This is a genomic window from Aeromonas sp. s3 (genome assembly GCF_040907805.1).
Classification (GTDB): Bacteria; Pseudomonadota; Gammaproteobacteria; order Enterobacterales; family Aeromonadaceae; genus Aeromonas; species Aeromonas dhakensis.
The window spans coordinates 40,655-66,033 of the sequence record NZ_JBFOCQ010000015.1 but is presented as its reverse complement, the minus strand read 5'-3'; the positions used below and the strand labels follow the sequence as shown (position 1 = coordinate 66,033).

The window sequence follows — 25,379 nt, the reverse complement described above, 5'->3', positions numbered from 1 at the left end:
AAACCTTGATATGAGGGTGGTTATTGGCCCTGTTCGAGATGGGGCCAGCGCAGGAGAGGTAAAAGAGGCAACAAAGAAACGGGCACCGAAAGGTGCCCGTTGCATTGCATCAGTGGCGCAGCCCGGTGCCGCGTGAGATGAGCCACCAGGCCAGACCGTAGAGAGCCACAATGAAGCCGATGATGATGAGGTAGGCGGTGCCGAGCGGCACGTCGGAAATCCCGAGAAAGCCGTAACGGAATGCGTTCACCATGTAGATGATCGGGTTCACCTGGGAGACCCCCTGCCAGAAGGGTGGCAGCAGGCTGATGGAGTAGAAGACCCCGCCCAGGTAGGTGAGCGGCGTCAGCACGAAGGTGGGGATGATGCTGATGTCGTCGAAGGTCTTGGCAAACACCGCATTGATGAGGCCGCCCAGCGAGAAGAGGATGGCGGTCAGCAGCACGGTGAAGCAGACGCTGAACAGGTGGTGGATCTGCAGCGGCACAAAGAACAGCGACACCAGGGTGACGATGAGGCCGACACAGAGGCCGCGCGCCACGCCACCGCCGACGTAACCGGCGATGATGACGTAGTTGGGCACAGGCGCCACCAGCAGCTCCTCCACGTTGCGCTGGAACTTGGCGCTGAAGAAGGAGGAGGCGACGTTGGAGTAGGAGTTGGTGATGACCGACATCATGATGAGGCCGGGCACGATGAACTCCATGTAGCTGAAGCCCCCCATGTCACCGATGCGGCCGCCGATGAGGTTGCCGAAGATGACGAAGTAGAGGCTCATGGTGATGGCGGGCGGCACCAGGGTCTGGATCCAGATCCGGGTGAAGCGGCTGATCTCCTTGGCCAGAATGCTCTTGAAGGCGATGTAGTAAGTGGTCAGGTTCATGCTTTTCTCCCCTCCTCGACCAGGCTGACGAACAGCTCTTCCAGCCGGTTGGCCTTGTTGCGCATGCTCAGTACCTGCACCTGCTGGCTCGACAGCTGATCGAACAGGCTGTTGAGGGACTGGCTCTTGTCCAGATCCACCTCCAGGGTGCGCTCGTCCTGCATGCGGCCGTTGAACTCGGGCAGGTTCGGCACGGCGGAGCCCGGCGCCAGATCCAGCATGAAGGTCTCGCGGCCCAGCTTGCCCAGCAGCTTCTTCATGCTGGTGTTCTCGATGAGGCGGCCCTTGTCGATGATGCCGATGTTGCGACACAGCATCTCCGCCTCTTCCAGATAGTGGGTGGTGAGTATGATGGTGACACCCTGCTCATTGAGATCCTTGAGGAAATTCCACATGGAGCGACGGATCTCGATATCCACCCCGGCGGTCGGCTCGTCCAGGATCAGCAGCTTGGGCTCATGCATCAGGGCGCGGGCGATCATCAGCCGGCGCTTCATGCCGCCGGAGAGGGTGCGAGCCGGCATGTCGCGCTTGTCCCACAGGTCGAGCTGGCGCAGGTACTTCTCGGCACGGATCTTGGCCTCGGCTCGCGGCACGCCATAGAAGCCGGCCTGATGGGTGACGATCTGGATCACCTTCTCGAACTGGCTGAAGTTGAACTCCTGCGGCACCAGCCCGAGCTGGGCCTTGGCCTCTTCCAGGTGGGTGTCGATGTCATAGCCGAACACCTTCACCTTGCCGGCACTCTTGTTCACCAGCGAGCTGATGATGCCGATGGTGGTGGACTTGCCCGCCCCGTTGGGGCCGAGCAGGGCGAAGAAATCCCCCTGTTTGACAGTGAGATCAATGCCTTTAAGGGCTTCGACGCCCCCCTGATAGGTCTTCTTCAGGCCGCTGATTTCCAGTGCGTTCATTGCAACCCCTGTGATGGCTCATCCCATCTCGAGACAGAAAAGGCGGCCAAGGCCGCCTGCAGACAGAAAATGGCGCTCTGCCACCTTGCCCGTCATATTCCTGAACCTTGCTTACTCTTGCGGTATTACCTTGCCGATGAACGGCAGATTGCGGTACTTCTGGGCATAATCGATGCCGCAGCCCACCACGAATTCATCGGGAATGGAGAAACCGATCCAGTCCACCGGCACCTGTACTTCACGGCGGGACGGCTTGTCCAGCAGGGTGCAGATGGCCAGGGATTTCGGCTCGCGCAGAGAGAGGATCTCGCGCACCTTGTTGAGGGTGTAGCCGGTGTCGATGATGTCTTCGACGATCACCACGTCCTTCCCTTTGATGTCGTCATCCAGGTCTTTCAGGATGCGCACATCACGGGTGCTGTGCATGCCGGAGCCATAGCTGGAGGCGGTCATAAAATCCAGGGTGATGGGCAGCTGGGTCTGGCGGCACAGGTCGGCCAGGAAGACGCAGGAGCCGCGCAGCAGGCCGATCATGACCACTTCATCAGAGCCCTGGTAACGGGCGGTGATCTCTTCACCCAATTTGGCGATCCGGGCGGCGACTTCAGCCTCGGAGATCATCACCTCGACAGTGTGTTTCATCACTTACTCCATAATGGCCAAAGCAAATTTGGCCGTTCATTAACGTCAAAACCGATGATTCTACCATTCAAGCCGAAGGGCGTCAGGCATACGTGATGCTTTTATCGGCTTATTTTAATTGATAGAGTTAGCAGGCCCTCGGGCATTATCGGTGACAATACTATAAACACCATAATCAATAACTATTAGATGAAAAAACTATGGAACCACGCGCAGAAATTAGACGTCGAACCCGGCTTTCGCCGGAGGCCCGACGCAATCAATTGATGGAATGTGCCATCGAGGTGTTCTCCCGTCGCGGCATCGGCCGTGCGGGTCACGCCGAAATCGCAGAACAGGCCAAGGTCTCAGTTGCTACCGTGTTCAACTATTTCAACACCCGTGAAGAGCTGGTGGATGAAGTGTTGGCCGAGATCGAACGTTTCGTGCATCAAATGCTGGAACAGGCCTACTCCGGCCAGGGCCCGGTCAGCGACAGCATTCGCCGCCACGTGAAGCTGTTTGTTGACGCCGCCTACGATCAGCCTGACCACGCCAGCATCTGGCTGGAGTGGAGCTCATCGGTGCGGGAAGAGGTCTGGCCCCGTTACGCCAAGCTGCTGGACAAGGCTCTGGAACGCATTGCACCTCACCTGCAACGCGCCATGGATGCCGGCGAGATCCAGAGTGTGCTGTCGGCGCAGGATCTGGCCCGCTCCCTGACCGGCTTCGGCTACGTCATGATGCAGATGATCAATCAGCCACAACGCCCGAGCCGGGAAGAGGTGACCGATTTTCTGTTCAAGTACGTAACCGCCCCCATCCAGGCAGCCTAATCCGCTCCAGCAAAAAAGCGGCGCCGAACTGTTCAGGTCGGCGCCGCTTTTGTTTGTCCGCTATCCGCTCATCTCACCCTTTGTCGTAGCCCCAGCGGCGGGTCAGTGCGTGCTCGATCCCCAGATGATCGAGGATCCGCGCCACCATGAAGTCCACCAGATCCGCGATGCTTTTCGGCTCATGATAAAAGCCCGGCGCCGCCGGCATGATGGTCACCCCAAGGCGGGCCAGTTTCAGCATGTTCTCCAGGTGGATCGCCGAGAAAGGGCTCTCGCGGGGCACCAGGATCAGCTGGCCGCGCTCCTTGATCACCACGTCCGCCGCCCGCTCCAGCAGGTTGTCGGAGGTGCCGTTGGCAATGGCCGAGACGGTGCCCATGGAGCAGGGGCAGACCACCATCTGCTTGGGCGCTGCCGAGCCCGAAGCCACCGGCGAGAACCACTCCTCCTTGCCACAGGCGACGATCTGCCCCTCCTTGGCGCCATATTGGCGACAGAGGTAGGCAGAGAGCTCTTTTGGCGAGCCCGGCCACTCCTGCTGCTGCTCAGTCTTGAGCACCACACGAGCCGCCGAGGAGGCGAGCAGATAAACCCGATAGTCCACCTGCACCAGGCATTCCAGCAGGCGCAGGGCATAGGGGGCGCCGGAGGCACCGGTCAGCGCCAGGGTGATCGCTTTGTTCATAGCTGGCCGTGATAGTCCTTGAGGCGGGCGATCAGCTTGTCATGAATGCCGCCGAAGCCGCCATTGCTCATGATCAGAATATGATCGCCATCGCGGCACTCGGCCACCAGCCGGTTGATCAGGGTCTCCAGATCGTTGAACACCTTGGCCGGTCGGGTCATGTGGGCGGTCACCTCGCCGAGATCCCAGCCGATGTTGGGCGGCTGGAAGAAGAACACCTCGTCGGCGCCGTCGAAGCAGCCTGCCAGCTCTTCCTTGTGCACTCCCAGCTTCATGGTGTTGGAGCGGGGCTCCAGCACCGCCAGGATACGGGCCTTGCCCACCTTGGCGCGCAGGCCGCCGAGGGTGGTCTCGATGGCGGTGGGGTGGTGGGCGAAGTCGTCATAGATGCTGATGCCGGCCACTTCCCCCTTGAGCTCCATCCGCCGCTTGGGAGACTTGAACTGGCAGAGGGCCGCAATGCCGTGCCCCACCATGACACCGGCATGGCGGGCGGCGGCGATGGCCATCAGGCCGTTGTTGACGTTGTGCTCGCCGATGCACTCCCAGTGCACCTCGCCCTGTTTCACACCGTCCAGCCATACCTCGAAGGCAGAGCCATCGTCGGCCAGCTTGACCGCCTTCCACTTGGCATCGTCCTGACCCACCAGCTCCACCTCGCTCCAGCAGCCCATCTTGCGCACGGCGGCCAGGTTCTCGTCCCCCTTGGGGAAGAGCACTCGACCGTTGCTCGGCACGGTGCGCATCAGGTGGTGGAACTGACGCTGGATGGCGGCGAGATCCGGGAAGATATCCGCGTGGTCGAACTCCAGGTTGTTCATCACCAGGGTACGCGGGTGGTAGTGAACGAACTTGGAGCGCTTGTCGAAGAAGGCGCAGTCATACTCGTCCGCCTCGATGACAAAGAAGGGAGCCGAGCCCAGACGGGCGGAGACCGGGAAGTTGCCGGGCACGCCGCCGATGAGGAAACCGGGCTCCAGCTTGGCGTATTCCAGTACCCAGGCCAGCATGCTGGCGGTGGTGGTCTTGCCGTGGGTGCCGGCGACGGCCAGCACCCAGCGATCCTGCAGCACGTGTTCCAGCAGCCACTGGGGGCCGGAGATGTAGGGCAGATTGCGATCCAGCACATACTCCACACAGGGGTTGCCGCGGCTCATGGCGTTGCCGACCACCACCAGATCCGGCGCCGGATCGAGCTGGGAAGGATCGTAGCCTTCGGTCAGTTCGATGCCCTGTTGCTCGAGCTGGGTACTCATGGGGGGATAGACGTTGGCGTCAGAGCCGGTGACCCGATAACCAAGCTGTTTTGCCAACACCGCCAGACCACCCATGAAGGTGCCGCAGATCCCGAGAATGTGAATATGCATACCGCTTCCTTTCGCAGTAAAGGGAAGTGCGCATTCTAACAAGGTGACGGCAATTTGGCAGACCCAAGCTGCACGGTATCCACCAACTCTGTCGCAGTGGCCCTGAAATATGGTCATTTGACGCGACATCGCTATAATATCGGCCTGCAAACTTGACTCCAACACTCAAAGGAAACGTCATGAGCCTGAATCTGGTACCGGCTGGCAAGAGCCTGCCCGACGACATCTACGTCATCATCGAAATCCCGCAGAACGCCGACCCGATCAAATACGAAGTCGACAAGGACAGCGGTGCCATCTTCGTTGATCGCTTCATGTCTACCCCGATGTTCTATCCGTGCAACTACGGCTACGTGAACGCCACCCTGTCTCTGGATGGTGATCCGGTTGACGTGCTGGTTCCGACTCCCTACCCGCTGCTGGCCGGCTCCGTCATTCGCTGCCGCCCGGTTGGCGTGCTGAAGATGACCGACGAATCTGGCGAAGACGCCAAGATCGTGGCCGTTCCGCACTCCAAGCTGACCAAGCAGTACGACCACATCCAGGATGTGAACGATCTGCCTGAGCTGCTGCGCGCCCAGATCCAGCACTTCTTCGAGCGCTACAAAGAGCTGGAAGCTGGCAAGTGGGTCAAGGTTGAAGGCTGGGGCGACAAGGCCGCTGCCGAAGCAGAGATCAAGAACTCTGCCGAGCGTTACGCTGCCAAGTAAGCGTAACCTTCGTGAAAAAGGCGCCTCAGGGCGCCTTTTTCGTGGGCTGTTGCTGGGGCTGACCCGGCGTCACACCGCTGGGATCCCCCTGTATATAGATGTCGCGTCCATCCTGCTGATAGGGCCGGTAGTAATTCCCTCCGCAGCGATAACTGCCGCCAGCATCGCTCATCAGCTCGCAGTTCACCGGCAGCACCTCCAGCCACTTGATGGCCTGCTGAAAGCGCAGCCACTCCTGCCACTCATGTTCCTTCGCCAGCTTGTCGCGCAGGGCAAAGGTATCCGCGCTGGACATTCCCTGGTTGACGATGACCGGCCCCGCCGCGGCCGGCAGCGTGGCCAACAGCAGCAACAAGGGTGTGATTCGCTTCATGACGGTTTCCTGCATGACTTATTTCCAGAATTAAATTAAAAGCCCGATCAATCTGTTATCAAAATCACAAATGCCAGACTCATCCAAAATCGGCCAGCTCACCTAGTTGTTTATTATCACCCCGAGCAGGATGCACATCATGAAACTGGCACAAGGTCTGTTGTTGAGTCTAGTGTTCGCGTCCATGGCCGGGGCCAACGAGGTCACCCTGAGCTGGCAATGGCAATCGAGCGACGGTCAGCAGAAGCACCTGCAGCTGAACGCGGACGAACGGGTCATCGCCGCCAGCCGCCACGAGATGACCCTGCTCGATGCCTCCCTCAACTATCCGCTGGAGACCCTCTACTCCTACATCAGCCCGCGGCTCTACAACAGCATCAACCTCATCAACCAGACCAGCCCTGAGACCGCCACCAAGTTTCGCAATCTGGAGCAGGCCTTCACCCTGCACGACGACAGCATGGAGTCGACCCTGTTCTGGCAGGCCTATCAGCAATATCAGGACGACGCCTTCTATCAGATGCGGGTGGTGCCCTGCGTTCACCCCGCCAACCGCAAGCTACCCTGCGTGCGCCCCAACTATTCCCAGCTGTTCTACCAGTTCAAGGGCGACCTGAGGCCCCTGGCGAAACAGTTCCTGGCCAAGGATCTCACCACCAGCGTCGGCCTGCTGCAGGAGTGGCTGAGCGGCATTCCCACTCCGCCCGAACAGATGGACCACTTCGCTCCGCCGCTGCAGGCCTTGCAGAACAACAAGGCGGACAGCGACGAGAAGGCGCTGCTGATGGCAAGCCTCTTGGCCGAGCTAGCCCCCCAGTACATGCTCAGCATCATCTATCCGAACATCAGCATTGGCAGCGTCTCGCCAGCCTGGCTGGCCATCACCGCCGACAGCGGTTTGAAAGGGGATACAGTGGTGATCGGCAACCAGCGCCACATACTGCTGACCGGCTCTCCCCTGCTGGCCCAGCAGATGACCATGGCCAAGATCCCGCTGGTGAGCGAACCGCTCTACTGAGGCCTATCCCCTTCCTCAAGTCTGGCTGCAGAGCGCGGCCAGACTCCTCAAACCAGTTGATAAGCAATTGATTTTTATCGACTGCATGCCATCCTAGCCGCCTTTGTCCACCAGCCCCCGTGCTGGCGGCAGTCAAACGCCTCAACGCCGGCTTTTATTTAACACTTTTTAAACAGATCCGATCAGTTTAGGATGAGTTCGGCCCCATTCCCTCAATGCAAAAATCGTTATAACATAACAAAAGGAGTGTCATCAGGATGAAACATCTCGTACTTACTCTGGCGCTGCTGCCAACCCTGGCCCTGGCTCACAACATCAAGGAGTCGGCCCAGGTGCCGCTGGTCAACATCGGCGACAAGGGTGAGCTGGTACTAAAAGAGAAAGAGATCGGCTATCAGCCCTGGCAAAGCAAGGTACTGACCGGCAAAGTCTTTCTGATCCAGCACATCGCCGGTCGCTCCAGCGCCAAGGAGCTCAACGCCCCCATGATCGAAGCGATCAAGGTGGCCAAGCTGCCCCACGACAAGTACCAGACCGTCACCATCATCAACAGCAATGACGCCATCTGGGGCACCTCCGGCTTCGTGAAGAGCAGTGCCGAAGACAGCAAGAAGGAATTCCCCTGGTCCGCCATGGTGCTGGATGCCAAGGGCATGGCCCGCAACGCCTGGGATCTGGCGCCGGAAAGCTCGGCCATCATCCTGCTGGACAAAGAGGGCAAGGTGCTGTTCGTCAAGGACGGACAGCTCGATGCCAACAATATCGCTACCGTGATGGGGCTCATCCAGTCCCATCTCTAAGCCAGAGAAAAGGGGCGCTGATGGCGCCCCTTTGATAGGGGTCTATGGGTCGTACCAAGCTGAAAATCTGGTTGCTGCTGCTGGGCTGGTTGTGGTTGCAACCCGTGCTGGCACAACATCCGCTGGAAGCCGACCTGCCCGGCCACAACCACGCCTGCGTCCTCTGCGCCCTGCATCTGGATGGCAAGCTGGCACTCACCCCGACCCCGGTCATCCCCTCTTCACAGGTCGTCATCGGCAAGCTCCTTGATGCCGCCTTGCCCAAACCTCATGCCACCCCCTCAGGCCAGTGCCGCATTCGCGCACCGCCACCACTTCATCGCTTATCCGGCTAAATCCATTTTTCAATAAACTTTTCAAAGGATTAACGATGAAAGCAGTCACCCTGTTATTGGCGGCCGCCGCATTTGGCGTGCAGGCAAACCACGATGAACACGACAGTCACGGCCACGGTGCCCACGAACACGGCCACGGCCACCTCAACCTGGTGCTCGACGGCAACCAGCTGATGATCGAGCTGCAGGCCCCCGCCGCCGATCTGGTGGGCTTCGAGCACGCCGCCAAGAGCGATGACGAGAAAGCGCAATACGCCAAGGCCGTGGCCCAGCTCAAGCAACCCGATGCCCTGCTGCGCTTCGACCCGGCCGCCGGCTGCACGCTGACCCAGCAGGCGTTGCAGGCCGCCAAGGAAGATCACGACCATGACCACGACCATGACCATGACCATGACCATGACCATGACCACCAGAAGTCTGACGGCAAGCACGACGAACACCAGCACGACGATGCCGGTCACGCCGACATGGGTGCCATGTACACCTACACCTGCGCGGAGCCAGCCAAACTGACCGGGCTGGAAGCCACCCTGTTCAGCGTCTATCCGAGCCTGGAGAAGCTGAGCGTGCAGGGCATCCTGCCCAGCGGCCAGACCGCGGCCGAGCTGACCCCCTCCGCCAACAAACTGAGCTGGTAACGCCATGAAAAACGCCGTGGTTGAGATCCGCGATCTGGCCTTTGCCTGGCCGGGTCACGAGGTTGTACTCGATCTGCCCGCCCTCACCATCGGCGAGGGGGAGCGGGTGTTCATCAAGGGACCGTCCGGTTCGGGCAAGTCGACCCTGCTCGGCCTGCTGGCCGGGATCCAGACCGCCAACCACGGCACCCTGGAGGTGCTGGACCAACCGCTGGCCCGGCTATCCGGCCGTGCCCGTGACCACTTCCGGGCGGCCAATCTGGGTTACATCTTCCAGCAGTTCAACCTGCTGCCGTTTTTATCCGTGCAGGACAACGTCACCAGCGCCCTCACCTTCTCCCCCGAGAAGCGGGCCCGGCTGCAGGGCAGCCCGGCCGAGGAGGCGCGCCGTCTGCTGCGGGAATTGCAACTGCCCGAGGAGGCGCTGCACAGACCCGTCCATGCCCTCAGCATCGGCCAGCAGCAGCGGGTGGCCGCCGCCCGCGCGCTGATCGGCTCACCGCCGCTGGTGATCGCCGACGAGCCCACCTCGGCGCTCGATACCGACAACCGGGCCGCCTTCATCAAGCTGCTGTTCGAGGAGTGCGACAAGCAGGGCTCGACCCTGATCTTCGTCAGCCACGACCCCTACCTCGAACCGCTCTTTCCGCGGGTGGAAAACCTGCAACAACTGAACAGGAGGGCAACATGCTGAAACTCGCCCTGCAAAGCCTCTGGGCCCGCCGTCTCACCGCCGGGCTCACCCTGCTGGCGGTCGCCATCAGTGTCACCCTGCTGCTCGGGGTGGAGCGAGTGCGCAACCAGGCGCGCGAGAGCTTCGCCAATACGGTGTCGGGTACGGACCTCATCGTCGGCGCCCGCTCCGGCCAGGTGAACCTGTTGCTCTACTCGGTGTTTCGCATCGGCAATCCCACCAACAACGTGGGCTGGGATGCCTATCAGGCCATCAAGCAACAACCCGGCATCGCCTGGACCATCCCGCTTTCCCTTGGTGACTCCCACAAGGGGTTTCGAGTGCTCGGCACCAATGGCGACTACTTCACCCACCTCAAATATGGCCAGCAGCAGGCACTGGTCATGCGTGAAGGGCGAGCATTCGACACGCCGTTTGAGGCGGTGCTCGGCGCCCAGGTGGCCGAGAAGCTCGGCTATCACCTGGGGCAGTCCATCGTCATCGCCCACGGCGCCGGCAACACCTCGTTCAGCCAGCACGACAACCTGCCGTTCAAGGTGGTGGGGATCCTGGCACCGACCGGCACCCCCATCGATCGCACCATCCATGTGCCGCTGGCCGGTATCGAAGCGATCCACCTGGGCTGGGACACCGGCCGTCACAGCAAGAACGTGACCGCCGAGCAGGCACTGGCACAGGATCTCACCCCCAAGACCATCACCGCCTTCATGGTGGGGCTCAGCAACCGGATCCTGGCGTTCCAGCTGCAGCGCAGCGTCAACACCTACCGGGGCGAGCCGCTGATGGCGATCCTGCCGGGGGCCGCTCTGCAGGAGCTATGGAGCCTGATGAGCGTGGCGGAGACGGCGCTGTCGGTGATCGCCGGCTTCGTGGTGGTGGCAGGCCTCATCGGCATGCTGACCACCCTGCTGGCCGGCCTCAACGAGCGGCGCCGGGAGCTCGCCATCTTGCGCTCCCTCGGCGCCGGCCCCTCCCACCTGTTCCTGCTGCTGGCGCTGGAGGCGATGGCCCTCACCACCGCCGGCATTGCGCTCGGGGTGGCCGCGCTCTACCTGGGCCAAGCCCTTGCCACCCCCTGGCTGCTCGGTCACTATGGCCTGCAATTGAGCCTGGGGCTGCCAAGCGCCCACGAGTGGCAACTGCTGGGGCTGGTCTGGCTGGCCGGCATGGTGATAGGCCTGTTGCCCGCCGCCCGCGCCTATCGCTACAGCCTGAGCGATGGCATGAGCATTCGCGTCTAGCCTGGCGCCCATAAAAAACGAGAAGGACAGATGATGAAGTGGAAAATCGTGGCGCTGCTGGCCGCCCTGCTGACGCTGCCGGCCATGGCCGCCGACTACAAGACCATCGACTGGGATGTGCTCATTCCGGAAGGTGAAAAGCTGCTGCCCCCACCCCAGGTGAGCCACGATGGCAATCTTGCCTCAGTGCCGCAGCCGGTGGGCGGGGTCAACAAGAAGCTGGACAACCAAGAGGTGCGCATCCCGGGCTTCGTGGTACCGCTGGAGGGGGATGCCAAGAAGATCACCGCCTTCCTGCTGGTGCCCTACTTCGGCGCCTGCATCCATGTGCCGCCCCCGCCCACCAACCAGGTGGTCTATGTGAGCTACCCCAAGGGAGCGCCGGTGGACGACCTGTGGGACGCCATCTGGGTGAAGGGCAAGATGCGTACGGTCAGCTCCAGTCACGAGATGGCCACCGCCTCCTATTCGCTGGAAGCGGTCGAGGTCAGCGTCTACGAAGAGCAGTAACCAGGCACACGGCCTCCCGCGGGAGGCCGTTTTGTTATCCGCTATGGCAAGAACCCGACCAGCCCCTGCCTGAGGGATTGCCCGCCATCCCGGTTGGAGTAACATTCAAGGCTAGACCTTGCGATCACGGAGCCAGCATGGCTGACCTGCCCCCGCCCAAGAAAGAGAGTTCCATCCTGAGCAGCCAGGAGCAGACCCTGCGCCTGGCCCGCAGCCGCGGCATCGACGGCATGCTCACCCGCAACAGCGACAGCACCTTCGAGCAGCGCGCCGCCTTTCGCCAGCTGGCGGATCAGGCCGCCCGCCAGCGCAACCTGGAATCCATCATGGTGATGGCCTCCCGCCACTGCGAGGAGACCGCCGCCGGCGGCGAGATGGACAGCGACTGGCTGACCCACTTCCTGCAACTGGCGGAAGACATCAGCATGGTGCCCATGCAGCAGTTGTGGGGCCGCATCTTCGCCATCGAGATCGCCACCCCGGGCCGCTTCTCCATCCGCGCCCTCACCACCCTCAAGGAGATGACCCAGCGCGAGGCCCAGCTGTTCCAGCGCATCTGCTCCCTCTCCTGCCACTACGTGGGCAGCGACGAGCAACGGCTGCTGCTGGGGTTGCACAAGGGGGCCAGCCTGCTCAGTCGCGCCCGGGTGACTCGGCTCGGCCTTGGCAAGTACCGCATCCCCTACAACGCCCTGCTGCAGCTGTTCGAACTCGGCCTGCTGCACCGGGGAGAGCTGGAGTCCGGCCCGCTGCCCGCCGACGGGGTGGAGCTGGAGTTCGGCGATCAGCGCTGGCGCCTGCAGCGCAAGCAGACCAACATCACTCTGCTCTACTACCGGTTGACCCCGGTCGGCAACGAGCTCGCCCAGCTGCTGCAGGAGCCGCCGCTGGAGGAGTACCTGCAGGATCTGAAAACCGTGCTGGTGCAGGGGCTGCAGATCGAGACCATGATGCTGACCCCGCCCGCCGGGCCTGAGCCGGCCCCGGCCGAACCGACCCCCTGATCCTCCGGAGCCCGTCAGGGCTCCGCTGTTTTGCGCCTCCCGCCGCCGCTCGCGAAATGGCGCCGCCGTTGCCAAAACGGTTCCTGAAATGCAAATCCGCCCTCTCTGACGCGCCAGCCCCACGCCCGCAGATCCGCTCGCCACCGGCCATCGCCCCCCGCCGTACCGCATGAGTGCCGCATGATCGACGATTTTCGCCCCCTCTGGTGCAGCCCTTGCATTGGTGATGACGCCTTCCCCACAACCCGGTTTCGGAGCACACCATGAGAGTCAATCAGCCTGTCACCCAGCATGAGCGTCGCTATCCCGAACACCAGCACCTCATCTCCACCACGGATCTGGAGAGCCGCATCACCTATGCCAACGAGGAGTTCTGCCAGATTGCCGGCTTCACGCTGGAGGAGCTGCAGGGGGAGCACCACAACCTGGTGCGCCACCCGGACATGCCCAAGCAGGCCTTCGCCGACCTCTGGCACCATATCCGGGCCGGCAAGAGCTGGATGGGGCCGGTGAAGAATCGCTGCAAGAACGGCGATCACTACTGGGTCAGCGCCTTCGTCACGCCGATCAAGGATGCCAGCGGCAAGGTGGTGGAGTATCAATCGGTGCGTACCGCCCCCAGCGAGGAGATCAAGCAGCGGGCCGAGCGCATCTATGCCGGGCTGCGCGCCGACAAGGCGCCGCTGGCGCTCAGGCTGCCGGCCTTCTCCCACACGCTGGCAATCACCCTCTGCCTGCTGCCGAGCCTGGTGGCCATGATGGCGCTGGGCTATGAGCAGGCCTCCGGCTGGCTGCTGGCCCTGGCCGTGCTGCCTTTGCTGCTGGCGGCCATGATCACCCAGGCCCTGAACCGTCGCCTCGGCAAGCTCGACAAGCTGGCCCGCAGCCGCTTCGACAACCCGCTGATGCAGCTGCTCTACACCAACAAGGTCGACAACATCGCCGCCATCGAGCTCGCCATGCTGATGAACCAGGCCGAGTTCAACGCCGTGCTGGCGCGCACCCAGCAGACCTGCAGCCGGATCCTGCACTCGGCCGAAGGCGATCTGCGCAATGCCGAATCCATCACCAGCAACCTGCAGCAACAACAGGCCGAGACCAATCAGGTCGCCACCGCCATCACCCAGATGGCCGAGTCGATCCGCGAGGTGTCCCACAGCTCCACCGCCGCATCCGACCTGCTGGATGAAACCGCCGACCTGTTCCGGGAAGGCAACCGCAGCGTGCAGGAGACCATAGGGGCGGTCGAGGGGATGCACGGCGAGATCGCCACCTCCAAGACGGTGATCCACGCCCTGGCGACCCAATGCCGGGATATCGACGGCATCCTCGATGTCATCAACAGCATCGCCAACCAGACCAACCTGCTGGCCCTCAATGCGGCCATCGAGGCGGCCCGGGCCGGCGAGGCGGGCCGCGGTTTCTCGGTGGTGGCGGACGAGATCAGATCCCTGGCCATCAAGACCCAGGCCTCCACCGGCGAGATCCAGAAGATGATCAACCTGCTGCAAACCAGCGCGGCCAACGCCGAGCAGGCGATGGAAAAGGGGGGGGATCTCTCCGCCAGTTGCCAGCAGAAGGCCTCCGCCACCGGCACCATACTGCAGCAGATCAACAGCATGTTGCAGCAGGTCGCCTCCGGCAGCAGCCAGATAGCCCATGCCGTGCAGGAGCAGTCCCAGGTCACTGCCGACATCGATCGCAACGTGCTCAGCATCAAGACCCTGGCCGATGACTCCAGCGTCGGCAGCCAGCATGCCGTCCACGGCATCAACCAGCTGGTGCGGCAACTGAGCGACCTGGATCGACTGGTTCGCCAGTTCCAGCAACAACCCGCCTCTCCACAACTCGCCAATCCCAGCCCTGCCGGCCAGGTGGTGCTGGCCCGCTGATCCCGAGACCGTGCGCTAACAACAAAAAAGGCCCCTGTCGTCACCGACAGCGGGCCCATTTATCTCTGGTGGGAAACGCAGATCTGACTGGGCCGGGATGCCCATGCCATCACTGGCCCGGCCTTGATGTCATTACCTTGGCATCTGCTCTGCAACTCATTCCACAAAGTGGCATCCCGCAGTTCATTCCCCCCGCCCAAATACGCAGCGAGCATTGAGCAAGCAAGGGCGTTGAGATACCCCTATCGCCCGCCCCCCCCATGGCAGCTCAATTTATTGATCTTGCCCGAGAAATCACTCACTCCCCCTTCCCTAACCAGCTCCGTTCGGTAACATGGCCATCAGGATCACCTCTCGTCGAAGCAGCCATGTACCAGACCAGAGCCACATCGCAGGGAAAGCGCAGCAGACTGGAGGCTGGAATTCAGGGGCGGTAGCCTTGCTTGAGGAATAGCCACGCGGGTGGCGACCGGCTGCGCGTTATTAACAAGGATGACAGCCCTGATTTTGTTGGCACCATTATTTCACTGCCCAGGTGATAGCACTAAAAAACGCCACACCCAGCCAGGCTACTAATTTCACTGGAAACGCTTCGCCATAAAAGGCAGCATTTCCCTTCAGACATGATACGCCAATGTGTAATATCTCCTTGGCGCATTTAACAAATGAAATAGTTCAGAGGCAACATGAACAACACAGACGCAGTACCGCCATATGAGACTAAGGAAATAGGCACACCACTGGATTACACATCTGACATGTACCACGTCTATTTCGAGATTCGTGATCATGATGGTATGGCCAAGGAAATCATCTCTGGTTTTCTGGGCCCCGCACGGGCTGAAAAAATAGTAACCTTGGCCCATGGCTATGAAATGGAGCTCCCCATTCAATGCATACCAGAAATAATCCGGCTGCTGGCAACTGAAAACATAGCGATATATCAGGTCGTTCGTTATGCAAAAACCAATAACAGCTGGGGCTAGTATCATTACCATAATACCATGGCAACCTGACCCACTTGCATTTTATGGACTCGGCAGGATTTCTGCGCTCTGCATGGTTGCGCCTTGTTCTGATCGCCAAGGGTAAAATGAGAGTGCGAACAATATATTTACTTTTGCTCTTTTTGACATGCTCGACAAGCGCCCAAGAGGTCATGACTCGCACTGCCAGCAGGGATGATGGCTCGCCCATCCCCTATTACTTGGTCCAACATACCCATGATACAGATACCTTGCTGTTGATTCTGCAAGGCTCTGATTGCAACAGTGTGCTTAATATAAATTCGATACTTTCCGACTATAAAGATGTTTGGCCAGAAGCTGACCTGTTGTTAATCGAAAAATATGGCATTGATAGCAAATTAAAATACAGTACCGATCCGGCACGCAAGGATTGCCCTGCTCAGTACCTTGAAAAGGACAGCCCTGCACAGCGGGTCGCGGATATCAAGGCTGTGCTCGATACTGTTCGAAAAAATGGGCAATACAAGACATTAATTCTCTTGGGCGGCAGTGAAGGGGCCGTTATCGCCAACCTGGTGACCGCAGCAGTTGACTATATCGATGCCACCGTCGCCTTTAATGGCGGTGGCCGCTGGTTTATCGATGACGTCTCACACAGTATCGCTGTAAAACATAACAACCCCGAAGAGGCGAGAAAAGAGATCGACGGTTTTAAAGGGTTTGCCCAGCATGTTCTTAACAGCAAACCATTTGATCTTGAGGTGAGCGGACATGGCTATCATTGGTGGCAGCAGATGCTCTCCATCGATCAACTTGATACCCTTAAAAAAGTAAAGTCTCCTTTGCTGATCATGCAGGGGGGAATGGATACTTCGGTATCACCTCAGAAAACAGATGAATTGTTGCAGCGCCTTAAGGACCTCGGGAAAAGTAATATTGAGTATCGGCGTTACGAAGCGCTTGACCATGGATTGAAAAACAGTGATGGGGAAAACCTGCGCAATGAGGTCGTCAGCGATATAAATATTTGGTTAAAGTCCAAGCTAGATAACCCAAACCAATAAACCCTGTGTCAATTGATTGAAGTGGGGATAAGCAGGCTGGAGACTGAAACTCAGGGACTGTCACGTGGTTGTTGTAGGTTAGCGCAGAGCGAAGTCCAACGGACGAGCATGATCAAATAAACCAGAGCGGGATAAACATGGATTGGGTCGTTCGGTAAAACAAATTTGCAGATACGTTTCGCGGTAAACGTTGGGCTTTACTTCGTTCAGCACCAACCTACTATTTTTAGCCCAACATACGAGATAGCGCTCACCATGGCCAATGCCTTCAGATTCTTTCTAAATAGTGGAAATTGTTGCACAAAACAGGGAGCCAAACGAGAGCAAACAGCATCAAATATCGGCATGTAAGTCATAGGTTTTAAATATCATTTCTCATACTCTGTATCAGGGCGAAGCGGAGATAGATGTAAGGTATTAGAGGTAAATATGTACAGTATTGAATTGTTACAAGCTATATCAGATTGGCAAAGAGGTGGCAGCCCTGAGCAAAAATTAAAACGGGCGAATGCTTTAAAAAAAGCTTGTCAGAACTTACCAGACGTGTTCAAAGTTTTTAAAGGAAATTGCTATAGACAAATTGCTCTTAACCATGGAGCAGTTTGGACTATTGGTACAGAATATCAACTTAATGAAAGTATATCGTCGTGGACAACATCTCTTGAGGTTGCAAAGTCATTTAAAGGTGGAGTCCCCCCAAAAGATTCAGAGTATCAAGGGATAATTTTAGAACTAAAAGATAACAATAATTATGAGGTCATTGTCAATATTAGTGCTTTATTCAATGATGCTGGGTTTTGTGAATACTTAGACAAGCATAAAAACAGCATCGATTCATATCATCATGGGCTAGGAAGATATGGTGATGAACAGAAAGAGGTTGTTATTAATGTCGACATGCTTCCATTAAGTTCCTTGATCGCGTGGGGTGGCTACAGCGGTTCCAAAATTGAACTTGCAACAATGTATTTTGGCCATACACCAAACAGCGTTGAGCTTACTAACTTTGAAAATCTGATGAATCAGTCAGGTCGAACTTGCGGTGCTAATTGGCTGACAACCCCTGAAGCTGTCAGACGGGTTTCTGAAAAAATTAAGTATCATGCCCAGAGATTAAAGCCAATCAAAGAGTTGCAAGATAATATCTAAGAAACTATTCAAGATGGATTCGCAACGCATGTTATTTTTTACCATGCGTTCTTTAAGTTATTAATGTGGTATGCAGGTTTTTATTGCACTGCTCACATTAGTAATGTGGAGTGTAAACTTATGCATAATATTGACTCACATGGTGTGGTTATACAAGATATACAACGCATGCTTCAAAAATTTGAAGAAGCTAAATCATGGCTTGAGTCATTTGGCCTTAACGTGACCTCTGCTCGGTTCCAAAAATACAAAAAAATAATAGCTAACAAGTATTTAAGCGATAAATTTAGAGGGCTCACTGATATAGATGTCCTTTGGGCATTGGCTGAATTGCATGACATTTTGGAAATATATCAATTCTTAGAGAGCGCGGATAAAAATCAAATCAAGTCTGCTCTTAAACACGTGAATTCTGGCCCTTACCTTCTTTCTGATGAAAAGAATGATGGGGGTACCATTCATGGACGAAATTTCACCTTCGAACTCTATACAGCTGCTAGATTTATCAGGGCGGGGATTGCAGCTGAATTTGTAACTGATGCAGATATTAACTTTATATTTGAAGATGCTGGCATATTAGTTGAATGCAAAAGAATAAATAGCGAAAGCAATATGGAAAATCTCATTTCAAAGGCTTTTGAACAGATTAAAAAAAGATGTTCTGTTGAAAACAATACTTTTGGGTTAATTGCCATTTCAATTTCAAAGCTGATATGGAAAATCCAAAAAGATCTGGGACAAGAGTGTTACGGGGATATAGAAAAAATCCAAAAAAACATGGCTATATTTGCTAATGACTTCAGTTATAATCTACGATCTTTATACGAAGATGAAACGCCTGCTTGCATAGGAATAATATTTCATTATAAAGTACCCTTCTTCAGAAAGGAAAATGGCTTTCCAGTTTTTATAAATAGGTTCTCTTATGTACCCTTTACTAAACATAGTTTTGGGCATAAAAAGTTATCTTCATCATTGTCCAAAGCCTTAAGATCATCTGTGTATAAAAATGGCTAACAAGGCGATTAAAAATCAGGTGCAGCTCTCTTTGTAGCCTCCCCGCCGCGATATAAGCAAGGATCGGAAGAGCCTTTTGCGGGGCTGCTATCGACCACTTTGGGGCGGCTCAAGGCTCGCCGGTGCCACTATAAGCTGGATTTATGGGTTTTCCGATAATGACCCAACTTTTTCTTATAGTGGCTGCCGCCAGCCCATCAGCGCCTGTGATGGCCAACTGGCCGGCTGCCGGGCGCTTGTTATAGGTTCTTCCGATCCAACTACAGGTAGTTCCCCTGCCGCAGGGCGGTCAGCAGTTCATCCACCAGCGCTTCCACCGGCTTGCCGGCGTTGAGCAGATGGATCTCCGGATTTTCTGGTGCCTCGTAGGCGGAGTCGATACCGGTGAAATTCGTGATCTCCCCTGCTCGCGCCTTTTTATAGAGCCCCTTGGGGTCTCGCTCTTCACACACGCTAAGGGGCGCATCGACAAACACTTCGACAAACTCCCCTTCACCCACGAGATGGCGCACCAGCTCCCGCTCGGCACGGAATGGCGAGATAAAGGCGGTGAGTACGATCAGCCCTGCATCCACCATGAGTTTTGCCACCTCGCCGACCCGGCGGATATTCTCCTGACGGGCGGCATCATCGAAGCCGAGATCGCCACAGAGGCCGTGGCGCACATTGTCCCCATCCAGCAGATAGGTGTGCTTGCCCTCGGCCGCCAACGCCTGCTCCAAGGCTCCCGCCAGGGTGGACTTGCCCGCCCCGGAGAGCCCGGTAAACCAGATCACCAGCGGCTTCTGTCCCTTCTGCTCGGCCCTACACTCTTTGCCCACGGCATGGGCATGCCACACGATATTGCTCATCCAAAACTCCTTGCTTGGCGCTCGCGCCTCAATGCTGAAACGGTCTGGCTCCTTGAGCTCAGCCTCCGGCCACTCGCCACTGACGGGGCCATGGTCGTCGTGTATGTATATTCCCTGCAAGACACCAGGCCCCCAGTTGCGCCGCCTTAAAACGGAAACAGCAGGGGCACCATGACGATCACCCCGATGCTGTAGGCCAGGGAGACCGGCAGGGCCAGCTTGAGATAATCCGGCATCTTGTAGTTGCCCGCCGCATAGACCATCAGGTTGGTCTGGTAGCCGTAGGGCAGGATAAAGCTGGAGCTCGCCCCGAACAGCACCGCCAGAATGAACGGCATGGTGGAGACATCCATGCTGAGCGCCAGCTGGTAACCCATGGGGAAGGCCAGCGCAGCCGCGGCGTTGTTGCTCATCAGCTCGGTCAACACCAAGGTAAACAGGTAGATGCCGATAAAGGCGATGATGGGGCTGGCGCCGTTGAACTCCCCCATCAGCCAGTCGGCGATGAGCTTGGCCAGCCCGCTCTTCTCCAGCTGATCGGCGATGGCGAGCGCCCCGCCCACCACCAGCCAGATATCCAACGGAAAGCGGCGGCGGATCTCATCCAGCGTCAGGATGCGGGAGAACAGCAGCACCACCAGCATCACCAGCAGCCCCTTGAACAGCGGCACCAGATCGAGCACCGACAGGGTCAGCACCCCAAGGAACCCCGCCACCACGGCGGCGCTGCGTTTGGCATCGAGCCGGGTGGAGGCCTCCAGCCCGCTCACCACCACGAACTCGCGGGAGAGGGACTTGTTGCCCGCAAACTTGGGGCCGGGGGCCAGCAGCAAGGTGTCCCCTGCGTGCAGTTCAATCTGGCCGAGGCCGCCGGTGAGCTGGGTTTCACCCCGGCGCACCGCCAGCACCACCGCATCGAAGTGGGTGCGAAACTCGGCGTCCTTGATGGTCTGCCCCACCAGCCGCGAGCTGTGGCTGACGATCACCTCCACCAGGTGCTGACCGTTGAGGCGGTGCTGGCCGTAGAGATCCAGCCCCTTTAGCTCCTGCAACACGCCGACGCTCTCCACGTCGCCGCAAAACAGCAGCATGTCCCCCTCGTGCAACTCGTGCTCCGGCTGCACCGGGCAGATCACCTGGTTGCCCCGGATGATCTCGGCAAGATAGAGGCTTTTCAGGCTGCGCAGGCCGTTCTCCTTGACGCTGCGCCCGGCCATGGGGGAACCGGGGCCCACCTTGGCTTCGAGAAAGTAGCCGGATTCCCGGCTCATCTCGGTGTCCTGCTCCGGCAGGTGGCGGGCAAACAGCAACACGGCGATGAGGCCAGTCAGCAGGGTCCCCGCCCCCACCATGAAGAAGTCGAACATGCCGAGCGGCTTGGCCCCCATCTTGATGAGGAAGCTGTTGACGATGAGGTTGGTGGAGGTGCCGATCAGGGTCAGCACGCCGCCAAAAGTCGCCGCGAAGCACATGGGCAACAGCAACCGGGAGGGCGCATGGTTGGGGTTGCGTTTGACCGCCCCCAGCATGGAGGCCACCACGGCGGTGTTGTTGACGAACGCCGACAGGAAGGCGGTGGAGAACCACACCTTCACCAGCACCTTGTTGAACGAGCCTGTGCCCACCAGGTTGGCGAACCAGCTCATGACCCGGGTCTTTTCCACCGCCAGGGAGACCAGCAGCAGCAGCACCAGGGTCAGCAGGGCGCTGTTGGTGTAGCCCGCCACCACGGCGTTGATGTCCGCCAGGCCGCTCAGGTAGGTGATGAGCACGGCGCCCGAGAAGAGCAGCGCCGGCCGGAGTTTGCCCTGGATCAGCAGGGCGACGAGGGCAGCCAGCAGACCCAGCACCAGGGATTGTTGCCAGGTCATGGGCTTACTCCTTGCCGGAATCGTTGCTGATGGTCAGCGCCTGCCAGTGGGGGAAGTGCTTGCGCACCAGGGCGTTGAGCTCCACTTCGAACTCGCTGTATTGCCCTGCCACAACCTTGGCCGCCAGCCCTTCCACTATCATGCCGGCACCGACGGTGACGTTGGTCAGCCGGTCGATCAGGATGAAGCTGCCGGTGTCGCGGATCTCCTGGTAGGGGTCGAACGCCACCGGGTCGGTCAGGCTGAATTCGCACAGGCCGATCTCGTTGAGCTTGAGCTCGGAGGCGGGCAGCTCGTCGAGCTTGTTGATCTCGATGCGGTGGCGGATGGCCTCCACCTGGCCGCGGCTCTTCTTGGTGGCCAGCTTGACGTCATAGACCCGGCCCGGTTGCAGGGACTCTTCCCCCATCCAGACGATGTGGGCCAGCACGTTCTGGGTCACCTGGGGCTTTTTCGCCGCGTCCACCAGCAGGTCGCCGCGGCTGATGTCGATCTCGTCCGCGAAGGTGACCGTGATGGCCTGACCCGGCAGGGCGTACTCCAGATCCCCGTCGAAGGTGACGATGCGGGTCACAGTGCTCTCTTTGCCGGACGGCAGCACAGCAAGCCGGTCGCCCACCCGCAGGATGCCGGAGGCCAAAGTGCCTGCGAAGCCGCGAAAATCGAGGTTCGGGCGGTTGACGTACTGCACCGGCAGGCGCACCGGGTGACGCTCCAGCTCGCGCTCCACTTCCGCGCTCTCCAGTAGGGAGAGCAGGGTCTCGCCTTCGTACCAGGCCAGTTTGTCGCTTGGGTTGACCACGTTGTCACCGTCCAGCGCCGAGACCGGCACGATATGGATGGTGTCGACGCTGAGCTTCTTGGCGAACTCGCGGTACTCCAAGCTGATGCGCTCGAACACCTCCTGACTGAACTCCACCAGGTCCATCTTGTTGACCGCCACCACAAACTGTTTTATCCCCAGCAAACTGGCGATAAAGCTGTGGCGACGGGTCTGATCCAGCACTCCCTTGCGGGCGTCGATCAATATGATGGCCAGATCGCAGGTGGAGGCGCCGGTGGCCATGTTGCGGGTGTACTGCTCATGGCCCGGGGTATCCGAGATGATAAATTTGCGCTTGGCGGTGGAGAAATAGCGGTAGGCCACGTCGATGGTGATGCCCTGCTCGCGCTCCGCCTGCAGGCCGTCCACCAACAGCGCCAGATCCAGCTTCTCGCCGGTGGTGCCAAGCTTCTGGCTGTCGGACTCCAGCGCTTTGAGCTGATCTTCATAGATCTGCTGGGAGTCGTGCAGCAGGCGGCCGATGAGGGTGCTCTTGCCGTCGTCCACGCTGCCGCAGGTGAGAAAGCGCAGCAGGCTCTTGTGTTGCTGGGCGTGCAGGTAGGCTTCAATGCCCTGTTCGCTGATGGCGGTCTGAATGTGGTTGTTCATGTTGCGATTCCTTAGAACATTTTTTTAGAAATAGCCCTGACGCTTCTTCTGCTCCATGGAGCCGGCCTGATCGTGGTCGATGAGCCGCCCTTGCCGCTCGCTCGAGGTGGTGATCAGCATCTCTTCGATGATCTCCGGCAAGGTGGTGGCATTGGATTCGATGGCCCCGGTCAGCGGGTAGCAGCCGAGGGTACGAAAGCGCACCAGCTCCTGCTTCACTTCATCTTCCGGGCCGATGGGCATGCGCTCGTCATCCACCATGATCTTGATGCCATTACGCTCCACCACAGGGCGATGAGCGGCGAAGTAGAGCGGGACTATGTCGATGTTCTCGAGATAGATGTATTGCCAGATATCCAGCTCGGTCCAGTTGGAGAGCGGGAAGACCCGGATGCTCTCACCCTTGTTGACCTGACTGTTGTAGACGCGCCACAGCTCCGGGCGCTGGTTCTTCGGATCCCAGCGGTGGGACTTGTCACGGAAGGAGTAGACCCGCTCCTTGGCACGAGACTTCTCCTCGTCGCGGCGGGCCCCACCGAAGGCGGCGTCGAAGCCGTATTTGTTGAGCGCCTGCTTGAGCCCCTCGGTCTTCATGATGTCGGTGTGCTTGCCGCTGCCGTGCACGAAGGGGTTGATGCCCATGGCGAGGCCGTCCGGGTTCTTGTGAACGATCAGATCCAGCCCGTACTTTTTGGCGGTCTCGTCACGGAACTTGATCATCTCCTTGAACTTCCAGTCGGTGTCGACGTGCAGCAAGGGGAAGGGGATCTTGCCCGGATAGAAGGCCTTGCGGGCCAGGTGCAACATGACGGAGGAGTCCTTGCCGATGGAGTACATCATCACCGGGTTTTCAAATTCGGCAGCCACCTCGCGGATGATGTGGATGCTCTCGGCTTCCAGCTGCTGCAAGTGGGTCAGTCTTTCACGGTCCATGTCTGGGTCCTCGGTTCATTGCTAACGCGCCTGGTCAGGGCACGGTGTTGGTTCAGGTCGGTGCCGCCATGGCCGCACCGTCAAATCGATTCGGGTCTCGGCCTCAGGCCAGGCTCACCAGTTTGAGCTCGTGGCCGCTGTTGGCCCCCTGCCCCTGCGCCGTCTCGCCAAACCAGGCGAGTTGTTTGCGCAGGGCAACCACTTCACCGATGACGATAAGGGAGGGGCTCACCGCCTGGGCGGCCAGTTCGGCCAGCTCAGCCAAGGTGCCGGTCAGCACTCGCTGCCGCGCCGTGGTGCCGCGCTCTATGATGGCGATGGGGGTTGAAGTACTGCGGCCGTGATCCACAAGCTGCAGCTGGATGTGCTCGGAGCGCATCAGCCCCATGTAGATGACCAGGGTCTGGCTGGTAGCGGCGAGCTGCTGCCAGTCGGGCTCCTTGCCCTCCTTCTGGCAGTGGCCCGTGATAAAGACGGCGCTCTGGGCATGGTCGCGGTGAGTGAGCGGAATGCCCGCATAGGCGGTGGCACCGGCGGCGGCCGTGATGCCGGGCACCACGGAGAAGGGAATGCCTTCCTCTGCCAGCACTTCCAGCTCCTCGCCACCACGGCCGAACATGAAGGGATCGCCCCCCTTGAGCCGCACCACCCGGTTGCCCGCCCTGGCGTATTCCACCAGCAGGCGATTGGTCTCCTCCTGCGGTACGCTGTGGGCGCCGGCCTTCTTGCCGACCGACACCAGGGTGGCATCGCGGCGCACCAGATCGAGGATCTCGGCGGAGACCAGCTGGTCATAGAGCACCACCTCGGCCTGTTGAATTTGTTGCAGCGCCTTGAGGGTCAGCAGGCCCGGATCGCCGGGGCCCGCTCCAACCAACACTACCTCGCCCACCTCGGTCTTGGCCTTGTCCAGCCCCTCGTTCAGCCACTGCTCGGCCCCTTGCCAATCGGCTTTCTCAATCAGACCAGCCAGGGTGTTGGAGGCAAAGGCGCGCTCCCAGAAGCGGCGACGGTCGGAAATGGAAGAGAGCACCCGCTTGGCCCGGTCGCGTACCCGACCCGAGAGCTCGGCCAGGCCGCCGAGGTGGCGGGGCAGCAGGCTCTCCAGCCGCTCGCGCAACAGGCGCACCAGCACAGGCGCCTTGCCGCCGCTGGAGACCGCCACCATGATGGGGCTGCGATCGATGATGGAGGGGAAGATAAAGCTGGAGCGCTTGGGGTCGTCCACCACGTTGACGAACAGGCCGAGCTGGTTGGCGCTCTGATAGACCAGAGCGTTCACCTCGAGGTCGTCGGTAGCGGCCACCACCAGGATCTGGCCCGCCAGATGGGCCGGGGTGAAGCGTTCCGCCAGATGGGTGAAGCGACCGGCAAATTCATGGAAGTCGGGTTCCAGCTCGGGGGAGACCAGGGTCAGCCTGGCACCGGCCGCCAGCAGCAGGCGCGCCTTGCGCAGGGCCACTTCGCCCCCACCCACCAACAGCACCGGGCGACCGTCCAACTTGGCAAACATCGGCAAATAATCCATTTCGGCCCATCCCTCGGAACACGACTAATATGGGGCGACTATAGG

The 25,379-nt window shown here is 59.1% G+C and carries 26 protein-coding genes; 15 read left to right on the top strand and 11 right to left on the bottom strand.

What is annotated here, in order from left to right; translation table 11 throughout:
• Nucleotides 1-109 precede the first annotated feature (109 nt).
• The 3 genes from AB5Y98_RS08130 to hpt all read right to left on the bottom strand — a co-directional run bounded on the left by AB5Y98_RS08130 (nt 110) and on the right by hpt (nt 2,439).
• Nucleotides 110-883: an ABC transporter permease gene (locus tag AB5Y98_RS08130; RefSeq protein WP_005304632.1), complete on the bottom strand. Its 774-nt coding sequence runs from the start codon at nt 881-883 to the stop codon at nt 110-112.
• The gene (locus AB5Y98_RS08125; protein WP_005304633.1) at nt 880-1,797 is read right to left on the bottom strand and encodes an ABC transporter ATP-binding protein; all 918 of its coding nucleotides are present in this window, start codon (nt 1,795-1,797) and stop codon (nt 880-882) included. The genes AB5Y98_RS08130 and AB5Y98_RS08125 overlap by 4 nt, the downstream gene beginning before the upstream one ends.
• A gap of 111 nt (nt 1,798-1,908) precedes the next feature.
• A complete protein-coding gene (hpt, locus tag AB5Y98_RS08120; protein WP_005304637.1) occupies nt 1,909-2,439 on the bottom strand; it encodes a hypoxanthine phosphoribosyltransferase in 531 nt (176 codons plus the stop codon).
• 200 nt (nt 2,440-2,639) lie between these two features.
• Between hpt and AB5Y98_RS08115 the strand changes: the two genes are divergently transcribed.
• A complete protein-coding gene (locus AB5Y98_RS08115) occupies nt 2,640-3,254 on the top strand; it encodes a TetR/AcrR family transcriptional regulator (protein WP_005304640.1) in 615 nt (204 codons plus the stop codon).
• Nucleotides 3,255-3,327: 73 nt separating this feature from the next.
• Here the strand turns inward: AB5Y98_RS08115 and AB5Y98_RS08110 are convergent, their stop codons facing one another.
• Complete coding sequence (locus AB5Y98_RS08110; RefSeq protein ID WP_368231694.1) at nt 3,328-3,939, bottom strand: flavin prenyltransferase UbiX; 612 nt, start codon at nt 3,937-3,939, stop codon at nt 3,328-3,330.
• Nucleotides 3,936-5,306 (bottom strand): UDP-N-acetylmuramate:L-alanyl-gamma-D-glutamyl-meso-diaminopimelate ligase, encoded by a 1,371-nt coding sequence (gene mpl / locus AB5Y98_RS08105; RefSeq protein WP_368231693.1) that lies wholly within the window; start codon nt 5,304-5,306, stop codon nt 3,936-3,938. The genes AB5Y98_RS08110 and mpl overlap by 4 nt, the downstream gene beginning before the upstream one ends.
• A 179-nt stretch (nt 5,307-5,485) precedes the next feature.
• Between mpl and ppa the strand changes: the two genes are divergently transcribed.
• Entirely contained in the window at nt 5,486-6,016 is a 531-nt protein-coding gene (gene ppa / locus AB5Y98_RS08100; protein WP_368231692.1) for an inorganic diphosphatase, read from the top strand.
• 25 nt (nt 6,017-6,041) lie between these two features.
• On the opposite strand, the gene AB5Y98_RS08095 is transcribed toward ppa, so the two are convergent.
• Nucleotides 6,042-6,404 carry a hypothetical protein gene (locus AB5Y98_RS08095; RefSeq protein ID WP_017780517.1) on the bottom strand — a complete coding sequence of 121 codons (363 nt, stop codon included), beginning with the start codon at nt 6,402-6,404 and terminating at the stop codon, nt 6,042-6,044.
• A 124-nt stretch (nt 6,405-6,528) separates the two neighbouring features.
• Here AB5Y98_RS08095 and AB5Y98_RS08090 point away from each other — a divergent pair, with 124 nt between their 5' ends.
• From AB5Y98_RS08090 to AB5Y98_RS08030, 13 genes are all read left to right on the top strand, one after another.
• Nucleotides 6,529-7,407, top strand: coding sequence for a hypothetical protein (locus AB5Y98_RS08090; protein ID WP_362818169.1), 879 nt, complete (start codon nt 6,529-6,531; stop codon nt 7,405-7,407).
• Between the two features lie 257 nt (nt 7,408-7,664).
• Nucleotides 7,665-8,207 (top strand): YtfJ family protein, encoded by a 543-nt coding sequence (locus AB5Y98_RS08085; protein ID WP_368231691.1) that lies wholly within the window; start codon nt 7,665-7,667, stop codon nt 8,205-8,207.
• Between the two features lie 44 nt (nt 8,208-8,251).
• Entirely contained in the window at nt 8,252-8,542 is a 291-nt protein-coding gene (locus AB5Y98_RS08080; protein ID WP_103858018.1) for a hypothetical protein, read from the top strand.
• A gap of 35 nt (nt 8,543-8,577) precedes the next feature.
• The gene (locus tag AB5Y98_RS08075) at nt 8,578-9,180 is read left to right on the top strand and encodes a DUF2796 domain-containing protein (RefSeq protein ID WP_042007052.1); all 603 of its coding nucleotides are present in this window, start codon (nt 8,578-8,580) and stop codon (nt 9,178-9,180) included.
• Between the two features lie 4 nt (nt 9,181-9,184).
• Complete coding sequence (locus AB5Y98_RS08070; RefSeq protein ID WP_368231690.1) at nt 9,185-9,874, top strand: ABC transporter ATP-binding protein; 690 nt, start codon at nt 9,185-9,187, stop codon at nt 9,872-9,874.
• Nucleotides 9,868-11,115 carry an ABC transporter permease gene (locus AB5Y98_RS08065; protein WP_005304686.1) on the top strand — a complete coding sequence of 416 codons (1,248 nt, stop codon included), beginning with the start codon at nt 9,868-9,870 and terminating at the stop codon, nt 11,113-11,115. The genes AB5Y98_RS08070 and AB5Y98_RS08065 overlap by 7 nt, the downstream gene beginning before the upstream one ends.
• Before the next feature lie 30 nt (nt 11,116-11,145).
• Nucleotides 11,146-11,625, top strand: coding sequence for a DUF3299 domain-containing protein (locus tag AB5Y98_RS08060; RefSeq protein ID WP_017787621.1), 480 nt, complete (start codon nt 11,146-11,148; stop codon nt 11,623-11,625).
• Between the two features lie 137 nt (nt 11,626-11,762).
• A complete protein-coding gene (locus AB5Y98_RS08055) occupies nt 11,763-12,629 on the top strand; it encodes a TIGR03899 family protein (protein WP_017781524.1) in 867 nt (288 codons plus the stop codon).
• Nucleotides 12,630-12,892: 263 nt separating this feature from the next.
• Nucleotides 12,893-14,521: a PAS domain-containing methyl-accepting chemotaxis protein gene (locus AB5Y98_RS08050; protein ID WP_368231689.1), complete on the top strand. Its 1,629-nt coding sequence runs from the start codon at nt 12,893-12,895 to the stop codon at nt 14,519-14,521.
• Between the two features lie 686 nt (nt 14,522-15,207).
• Entirely contained in the window at nt 15,208-15,507 is a 300-nt protein-coding gene (locus AB5Y98_RS08045) for a hypothetical protein (RefSeq protein WP_368231688.1), read from the top strand.
• A 173-nt stretch (nt 15,508-15,680) separates the two neighbouring features.
• On the top strand, nt 15,681-16,553 hold the full coding sequence (locus AB5Y98_RS08040) for an alpha/beta hydrolase family protein (RefSeq protein WP_368231687.1): 873 nt from the start codon (nt 15,681-15,683) through the stop codon (nt 16,551-16,553).
• 429 nt (nt 16,554-16,982) lie between these two features.
• Nucleotides 16,983-17,702, top strand: coding sequence for a hypothetical protein (locus AB5Y98_RS08035; protein WP_368231686.1), 720 nt, complete (start codon nt 16,983-16,985; stop codon nt 17,700-17,702).
• Between the two features lie 120 nt (nt 17,703-17,822).
• Nucleotides 17,823-18,719, top strand: a complete 897-nt coding sequence (locus AB5Y98_RS08030; RefSeq protein ID WP_368231685.1) for a hypothetical protein — start codon at nt 17,823-17,825, stop codon at nt 18,717-18,719.
• Nucleotides 18,720-18,979: 260 nt separating this feature from the next.
• Here the strand turns inward: AB5Y98_RS08030 and cysC are convergent, their stop codons facing one another.
• The 5 genes from cysC to cysG all read right to left on the bottom strand — a co-directional run bounded on the left by cysC (nt 18,980) and on the right by cysG (nt 25,334).
• On the bottom strand, nt 18,980-19,570 hold the full coding sequence (gene cysC / locus AB5Y98_RS08025) for an adenylyl-sulfate kinase (RefSeq protein ID WP_368231684.1): 591 nt from the start codon (nt 19,568-19,570) through the stop codon (nt 18,980-18,982).
• Between the two features lie 146 nt (nt 19,571-19,716).
• Nucleotides 19,717-21,441: an SLC13 family permease gene (locus AB5Y98_RS08020; protein ID WP_025201190.1), complete on the bottom strand. Its 1,725-nt coding sequence runs from the start codon at nt 21,439-21,441 to the stop codon at nt 19,717-19,719.
• A 4-nt stretch (nt 21,442-21,445) separates the two neighbouring features.
• A complete protein-coding gene (cysN, locus tag AB5Y98_RS08015; protein WP_368231683.1) occupies nt 21,446-22,873 on the bottom strand; it encodes a sulfate adenylyltransferase subunit CysN in 1,428 nt (475 codons plus the stop codon).
• Nucleotides 22,874-22,897: 24 nt separating this feature from the next.
• Nucleotides 22,898-23,806 carry a sulfate adenylyltransferase subunit CysD gene (gene cysD / locus AB5Y98_RS08010; protein WP_005304721.1) on the bottom strand — a complete coding sequence of 303 codons (909 nt, stop codon included), beginning with the start codon at nt 23,804-23,806 and terminating at the stop codon, nt 22,898-22,900.
• Between the two features lie 103 nt (nt 23,807-23,909).
• Complete coding sequence (gene cysG, locus AB5Y98_RS08005; RefSeq protein WP_368231682.1) at nt 23,910-25,334, bottom strand: siroheme synthase CysG; 1,425 nt, start codon at nt 25,332-25,334, stop codon at nt 23,910-23,912.
• Nucleotides 25,335-25,379 lie beyond the last annotated feature (45 nt).